Source organism: Streptomyces sp. NPDC035033 (assembly GCF_040636735.1).
In the GTDB taxonomy this organism is placed as follows: domain Bacteria; phylum Actinomycetota; class Actinomycetes; order Streptomycetales; family Streptomycetaceae; genus Streptomyces.
In genome coordinates, this window is sequence record NZ_JBEZUZ010000043.1 from 54,328 (window position 1) to 60,859 (window position 6,532).

Annotated in this window: 7 protein-coding genes; 1 reads left to right on the forward strand and 6 read right to left on the reverse strand. The window is 73.1% G+C overall.

What is annotated here, in order from left to right:
- The first annotated feature begins 12 nt into the window (after positions 1 to 12).
- Positions 13 to 1,146, forward strand: a complete 1,134-nt coding sequence (locus AB0E83_RS19285; protein WP_362112767.1) for a hypothetical protein — start codon at positions 13 to 15, stop codon at positions 1,144 to 1,146.
- 5 nt (positions 1,147 to 1,151) lie between these two features.
- Here the strand turns inward: AB0E83_RS19285 and AB0E83_RS19290 are convergent, their stop codons facing one another.
- The 6 genes from AB0E83_RS19290 to AB0E83_RS19315 form a co-directional block, all read right to left on the reverse strand.
- On the reverse strand, positions 1,152 to 2,609 hold the full coding sequence (locus tag AB0E83_RS19290) for a cytochrome P450 (RefSeq protein ID WP_362112770.1): 1,458 nt from the start codon (positions 2,607 to 2,609) through the stop codon (positions 1,152 to 1,154).
- A complete protein-coding gene (locus AB0E83_RS19295) occupies positions 2,606 to 3,226 on the reverse strand; it encodes an ATP/GTP-binding protein (protein WP_362112773.1) in 621 nt (206 codons plus the stop codon). The genes AB0E83_RS19290 and AB0E83_RS19295 overlap by 4 nt, the downstream gene beginning before the upstream one ends.
- A complete protein-coding gene (locus tag AB0E83_RS19300; RefSeq protein WP_362112776.1) occupies positions 3,207 to 3,563 on the reverse strand; it encodes a DUF742 domain-containing protein in 357 nt (118 codons plus the stop codon). The genes AB0E83_RS19295 and AB0E83_RS19300 overlap by 20 nt, the downstream gene beginning before the upstream one ends.
- Positions 3,560 to 3,967, reverse strand: a complete 408-nt coding sequence (locus tag AB0E83_RS19305) for a roadblock/LC7 domain-containing protein (protein WP_362112779.1) — start codon at positions 3,965 to 3,967, stop codon at positions 3,560 to 3,562. Before AB0E83_RS19305 ends, AB0E83_RS19300 begins: the two co-directional genes overlap by 4 nt.
- Before the next feature lies 1 nt (position 3,968).
- Positions 3,969 to 5,483, reverse strand: a complete 1,515-nt coding sequence (locus tag AB0E83_RS19310; RefSeq protein WP_362112782.1) for a sensor histidine kinase — start codon at positions 5,481 to 5,483, stop codon at positions 3,969 to 3,971.
- A gap of 459 nt (positions 5,484 to 5,942) precedes the next feature.
- Entirely contained in the window at positions 5,943 to 6,383 is a 441-nt protein-coding gene (locus tag AB0E83_RS19315; RefSeq protein ID WP_362112785.1) for a hypothetical protein, read from the reverse strand.
- Between the last annotated feature and the right edge of the window lie 149 nt (positions 6,384 to 6,532).

Genomic DNA, 6,532 nt, shown 5'->3' on the forward strand with positions numbered 1-6,532 from the left:
GGTGGAGCGACCATGCCCCTGCATGCCGTCGAAATCCCCGAGTTGTGGATGCCTCATCCGCTACGGGTCAATCCGCACCTGCCGGGCCTGCGCGCGGAGAGCGAGACCTGGGCGCGCGAGATGGGCATGCTGGACGCCGGGGACGGACGGCCCGAGCGCCCGATCTGGACCCTCACCCAGTTCCGGGCCATGACGGTGGACCTCCTCACCGCCTGGACCCTGCCCGACGCCTCACCCGACGCCCTCCGGCTCAACCACCGCTTCAACATCTGGGCCCTCGCCTGGGACGACTACTTCGCCCACGCCTTCAAACGGACCAGCGACCTCCAGGCCGCGCACGACTTCACCGCCCGGCTCCACGCCTTCCTGCGCCCCGGGGAGGGCGTCCGCCCGCCCGAGCCGGTCAACGCCGTCGAGCGGGGGATCGCCGACCTCCAGCGGCACCTCTTCCCACCCCGACTGGCGCACTGGCGACAGGAGTTCAACCGCTCCCTGGCCCGCTACATCGACGCCGGCGTCGAGGAGCTGACCAACAGCCGCACCGGCCGCGTCCCCCACCTGATCGACTACGCGCCGTTCCGCCGCGAGAGCTTCGCCGCCCACACCGCCCCCTACTCCGTCGAACTCGCCACGGGCGCCCGAATACCCGAGCGGATCCGGCACAGCCGGACCGTGCGCGGACTGACCGCCGCGTTCATGGACGTCATGGGCCTGGCGAACGACATCGCCTCCTACGAACGGGAAGTCCACGAGGAACACGACGTCAACAACCTCGTCGTCGTCATCGGCACCTCCCTCGGCATCCCCCTGCGCGAGGCCGTCCCCGCCTCCGTCCACCTGGTCAACTCCCGCATGCGCGACTTCGAGCAGCACCGCGAGGAGGACGTCCCGCTGCTGGCCCGCCGGGCCGGCCTGAGCCCGGAGGAGCGGGCCGAGCTGGAGACCTGGATCGGCGGGGCGTGCAGCTTCCTGTCCGGCCTCCACGCCTGGTACACCGGCGCCCCCCGGTACGTCCCCGCCGAACCGTCCTTCCCCGAACAGCGCCTGTCCGCCGGGCCCGTCGACGAGCCGTACCGGAGGGGGGCCGGCCGGCACGCCGCGACGCCCCCCTCGGCCGTGGGGCTCGGCGTCGACGCCGAGCCGTGACGGGACTACGACAGCCCTAGCATCCGCCGGAGCCGCTCCCACCACGAGGGACGCGCCCCGGGCCGGCCGACCGGCCCGGCGGGCTCCGGCACGTCCTCCGGTGCCGCGGCCGGCGCCGGGACCTCGGCGAGCTGCGGGGGCGGGGCCGACGGCAGCGGCGCCTCGAACTGATGGGCCCTCGGGGCGCGCGGGGCGAACGTGACGGGCAGCGCCGTCAGGTGCCGCGCCCAGGTCGAGGACCGCCAGCTGAGCTGCTCCTCCGGGACGGCCAGCACGATGTCGGGCAGCCGGGTGAGCAGGATGTCGATGCCGGTGTCGGCGATGATGCGGCCGATGTCCTGCCCGGGGCACTCGTGGCTGCCGGCGCTGAACGACAGGTGGGCGCGGTTGTGGTGGACGGGCGCCGCGGGGTCGGGCCGGACCGCCCGGTCCATGTTCCCGGCCGCCAGGCCGAGCAGCAGCATGTCGCCCGCCCTGATCTGCTGCCCGCCGAGGGTGGTGTCCCCGTTGGCGTACCGGGACGGGCACACCATCAGCGGCGGCTCGTCCCACAGGACCTGCTCCACCGCCTCGGGCAGCGTCATCTGACCGCCGGCCAGCGAACCGCGGAACCGCGGGTCGGTGACCACCATCCGCAGCACGTTGGACATCAGGTTGGCCGTGGTCTCGTAGCCGGCGAGCAGGATCAGGCGCAGGTGGTGCACGACCTCCTCGTCGGTGAGGCCCGCCGGGTGGGACATCAGCGCGGAGGCGATGTCCTGACCGGGCTTGTACCGCTTGTCCCGGACGAGCTGCTCCAGGCTCTCCACCACGAACGCGTTGCTGGCGAGCGAGGTCTCGGTGGCCTTGAAGAGGTCCCGGGCGGCCTGGACGAGCTTGGGCGCCGCCTCGTCCGACATGCCGAGCAGATGGATGAGGGTGAGCATCGGCAGGTGCTCGGTGAACCGGTCGACGAGCTCGGCCTCGCCGTCCTCGCAGAAGGTGTCGATCAGCTCGTGGGCGAAGCGGTTGATGCGGCGCCGGATCCCCCGGTGGTCGAACTGGTCGAGGGAGGTGGTGACCGCGCTGCGCAGCCGCTGGTGCTCCTCGCCGTCCGCGCAGACGCAGTCGGGGCGCCAGCCGATCATCGGCATCAGCGGGGAGGTGGCGGGGTCGATCTCCCCGGTGCTCCAGCCGTGCCAGACCCGCGGGTCGCGGGAGAACTGGGTGGCGCGGGTGGCCACGTCGCGGTTCTCGTTGTACCCGAGGACGAGCCAGGCGCGGACGTCGCCGTCGAGGAGGACGGGCGCCACCGGGCCGTGGACGGCGCGCAGCTCCTCGTACAGGCCCATGGGGTCGGTCTCGGCGGCGGGCCCGTAGAGCCGGGTCGCTCCGCCGGGCCCGGTGGACGCGTGGGCCGGGCAGCCGGGCGGCGGCACGAGCCCGGTCTGCTGGGCGGCGTGTTCGTGGGCGGGGAGGGTCATGCGGTCTCCTGGGCGGCGAGGGTGCACAGGTAGACCATCAGCGAGAGCAGGGCGTCCCGGCAGGACGCCCGGTCGCGGGCGTCGCAGGTGACGAGGGGGACGGAGTCGCTGAGGGCCAGGGCCGTGCGCAGTTCTGGTAGCGGGTACTGGGGGGCCTCGGGGAAGGTGTTGACGGCCACGACGAACGGGACGCGGCGGTCCTCCAGGCGCGTGATGATCTCGAAGCAGACCTCGATCCTGCGGGTGTCGACGAGGACCACGGCGCCGAGCGCGCCCTCGAAGATGCCGTTCCACAGGAACCAGAACCGCTCCTGTCCCGGGGTTCCGAACAGGTACAGGATCAGCTCCTCGTTGATGCTGATCCGGCCGAAGTCCATCGCGACGGTCGTGGTGCTCTTGCCCGACGCGCCGGGGTTGTGGTCGATCCCGACGCCGGCCTGCGTCATGCGCTCCTCGGTGGTCAGCGGGGGGATCTCGCTCACCGCTCCGACCATCGTCGTCTTGCCGACGCCGAAGCCGCCGACGACGACGACCTTGACCCCCCTGGCGCCGTGGGGCAGCAGCAGGTCGGTGTCGCGCGGGCCTGCCCTGAGCGTGTCAGAGTCTCCGTAGTCCATGGATCACCGCCTCCAATAGGCCGCGGTCGGGGAAGGCCGCGACGGGCACGGGCGCAATCGCCTCGACGCGTTCGTCGTCGACGAGCTGGGACAGCAGCACGGTGACGACGCTGAACGGAAGGCTGAGGTAGGCCGAGATCTCGGCCACCGACAGCGGGTACTCGCACATGGAGAGGATGGCGGCCTGTTCGGGCTGCATCGAGGGCTCCGGCGCGGATCTCGTCGCGATCAGCGTGACGAGGTCGAAGGTCTTGGCCGAGGACCCCTCGCCGCCGGTGATCACGTACAGCGGTACGGGGGTTCCCTCGTCCCAGGACGCGTGGTTCTCCGAGGTCACATCGCCTGCCGGACGTCTTCACGCGGGGGACTGGTCATGTGCCGGCCGATCCTGACCACCAGCGTCCGCATGCGGTCGCCGAGCAGTCCCGCGTCCACCTCCTCGTCGGCCAGGACGGCGAGGTACGCGCCGGGACCGGCCGCCATCAGGGAGAAGTAGCCGCCGTCGGCCTCGATGCCGACCATGTGGGTGGTGCCGTTTCCGTGCGGGAACATCTGCGCGATGGCCCGGGCCAGGCTCTGGATGCCGGAACAGGCGGCGGCGATCGCGTCGGCGGTGTCGGGTGCCGTGTTGGCCTGGCCGATGCACAGGCCGTCCGAGGAGAGGACGACCACGTGCCGTACGTGCGGAACGCCGCCCACGAGCTCGGTGAGCATCCAGTCGATGTTGGGCAGTGGCTGCATGTTATTCGACCTCATCAGACGGCTGGCTGTGCGGAGTGGAGGAATCGGTGCCCGAGCGCTTGTCGCCGTTGAACGCCTCCCACATCAGTCCGGGCTGACGGGCCGGCTTCCGGGGGGCGGGGGCGGGCTCGGGGCCGGTGCGGACGACCGGCGTGGGGACGGGCGAGTCGCGGCGGCGGCGGGGCAGGCCGTTGAGGGTCTTCCCGTCGATGTACGGCGCCGCGCCGTCGTCCAGGGGGGTGAGGACGGGCGGGGGCGCGGGGGTGGGCGGCGGCACAGGCCGCGGGGCGGGCGGGGGCGTCGGGGCCGCCGCCTCGGACCGCTTCGGCAGGGGCCGGGGTCCGGCCGCGTGCTTCCGGCCGGGCTGAGGGGTTCTCACTACGGGCCTCTCCACCGTGGTGATCAGGCGCCGGGGTACGAGGATCACGGCCCGTACGCCTCCGTAGGCGGAGGGACGCAGGTCGACGTCGCAGCCGTGCTCGCGGGCGAGCCGGCTGACGACCGGCAGACCGAGCTGCGTGACCTCGCCCAGGCCGGCCAGGAACAGGCCCGAGGCCGACTCCGTCATCACGCGGTTGATGCGGTGCCGGACCTCTTCGGTCAGGCCGACGCCGCGGTCCTCGATCTCGATCGCGATGCCGGAGGGCACCTCGACGGCGCTCACCTCCACGGGGGTGTGCGGGGGCGAGAACGTCGTGGCGTTGTCGAGGAGTTCGGCGAGCAGGTGGATCAGCGGCTCGGCGCCGGGGCCGATCACCGCCGCCTCCGTGACCGACTGGAGCTTCACCCGCGGGTAGTCCACGATGCGCGACATGGCGCCGCGCAGCACGTCGTAGAGCGGGATCGGCTTCGACCACTGGCGGCCGGGGCGGGCGTCGCCCAGCACCGCGATGCTGGCCGCGAGCCGTCCGATCAGGGCGTTGCGGTGGTCGACGTCCTGCAGGCCGCGGGCGAGCACGAGGTCCGTGCCGTGGACGATCTGCATCTCGCGGAGGTCCTTGGCGAGCTGGTGCACGATCGCCTGGACGCGGCGCGCGACGGCGACGAGGGCCCGCTGGGAGGAGTCCCGGGTGTTCTCCTCGGCCTCCACGGCCTCCAGGAGCGTCTGCAGCGCTCCCTTGAGGGCCTCGGTGAAGCCGTCGTCGAGGTGGTCCCCGAAGCGGACGGAGTTCACGATCTCGGAGGCCGGGTCGCCCTTCTGGAGCCGGGCGACGGCCGCGGGCAGCAGCTCCTCGGCCATCCACACGGTGGTGGTGCGCTGGTCGGCGAGGCGCGCGAGCAGCGCGGCCTCGCGCTCCGCGGCGGCCTGCCGGGCGGCCTGCACCGCCCGGGTGTGCCGGGCCGCCTCGGCCGCCCGTGCCAGGCGCACGGTCAGGGCCGTGCTGCCGACCGTGAGGGAGACCGCCGCGAAGCCGTACCAGGCCACCGGTGTCCGTATCTCCGCAGGCGCGAAGAGCAGCCCTATGGCGAAGAGGGCGGCCAGGACGCCCGGCGGGACGAGCCACACCGGAGCCATCGCACCCGGCCTGGCTCTGGAAGTTGAACCTGCGCGAACCATCAACGGCTTCCCTCGGCGGTCTGGAATGGGAGCGGACTGAAGGGGCGCGACGCGCCGGCGGGAAAAAACGGGCCGGCGACCGGTCGCGTACACGTGCTCGGCGGTGCCCGCTCCCAGCGGTCATGACGCGCTGTGAGCGGAGCAACACATCTGCGGAGCATAGTCAGTTCGGCATTGGCATGTGACCGCGATGGAAGGAAGCGTTCTATCAGTCAATTCAGCCGCATAAGAGGGTGGGAATGCGTATGGAAATTGACATCAAATGATCAGACTGTGTGTCGTTCGACGGCCTTTCCGAAGCGGGAGGGGGCGCACGCGCGAACCCCGGCGCCGCGGGAGCGCGACGCCGGGGAACAGAAGGGAGCGAGGGGAGGCGAGGGGAACGCGGCGGGAGGCCGGGCGAGGGGGCGGGAGGGGTCAGTCCTCCCGCTCGGCGTCCGCCGTCGCCATCGTGAGCGCCGTCGCCGGGTCCCGGTCCGCCGGACCCGCCGGGGACCAGACGCCCCCGGTCCGCCGGTACGGCCACCACCGGCCGTCCTCGCCCAGCCGCAGCTGCGCCTCCGCGCCCGCCACCGTCCAGCACGCCCCCGACCGGCTCAGCTCCGGGCGCTCGCCGTCCTCCCAGGCCCCGGCGAGCCGCGCCGCGGCCCGGGCCAGGGCCTCCTCGTCCGGCGTCCACGCCTCCTCCAGCACGGCGAGGGCCGCCGCCCCGCCCCACCGCCACGCGCGCGTGGCCAGCTCCAGGCCCGCCCGCGACCGCCCGGTACGGGAGGCGAGGCGCCCCGCGACCCACGACGGCGGCCCGCCGGCCGCGAGCCGCACCGCGTCCTCGGCGGCCGACAGCCCCGCCCCCGGCACCGGCGGGACCGGCCGGCCGGCGAGGAGCTCGGCGAGCAGCCGGTGGGCGCGGGCCGCCGTGTCCGCAAGGACGCCCGCCAGGTCCGCTTCTGGGGCCAGCTGTACGTGATCAACTACGCGGTCGGCATCGTCACCGGCCTCGTCATGGA

Excerpts from the sequence above, each read along its gene's own strand:
- AB0E83_RS19285 (WP_362112767.1), top strand. The coding sequence starts at position 13 with ATGCCCCTGCATGCCGTCGAAATCCCCGAGTTGTGGATGCCTCATCCG.
- AB0E83_RS19290 (WP_362112770.1), bottom strand. The coding sequence starts at position 2,609 with ATGACCCTCCCCGCCCACGAACACGCCGCCCAGCAGACCGGGCTCGTG.
- AB0E83_RS19295 (WP_362112773.1), bottom strand. The coding sequence starts at position 3,226 with ATGGACTACGGAGACTCTGACACGCTCAGGGCAGGCCCGCGCGACACC.
- AB0E83_RS19305 (WP_362112779.1), bottom strand. The coding sequence starts at position 3,967 with ATGCAGCCACTGCCCAACATCGACTGGATGCTCACCGAGCTCGTGGGC.
- AB0E83_RS19310 (WP_362112782.1), bottom strand. The coding sequence starts at position 5,483 with ATGGCTCCGGTGTGGCTCGTCCCGCCGGGCGTCCTGGCCGCCCTCTTC.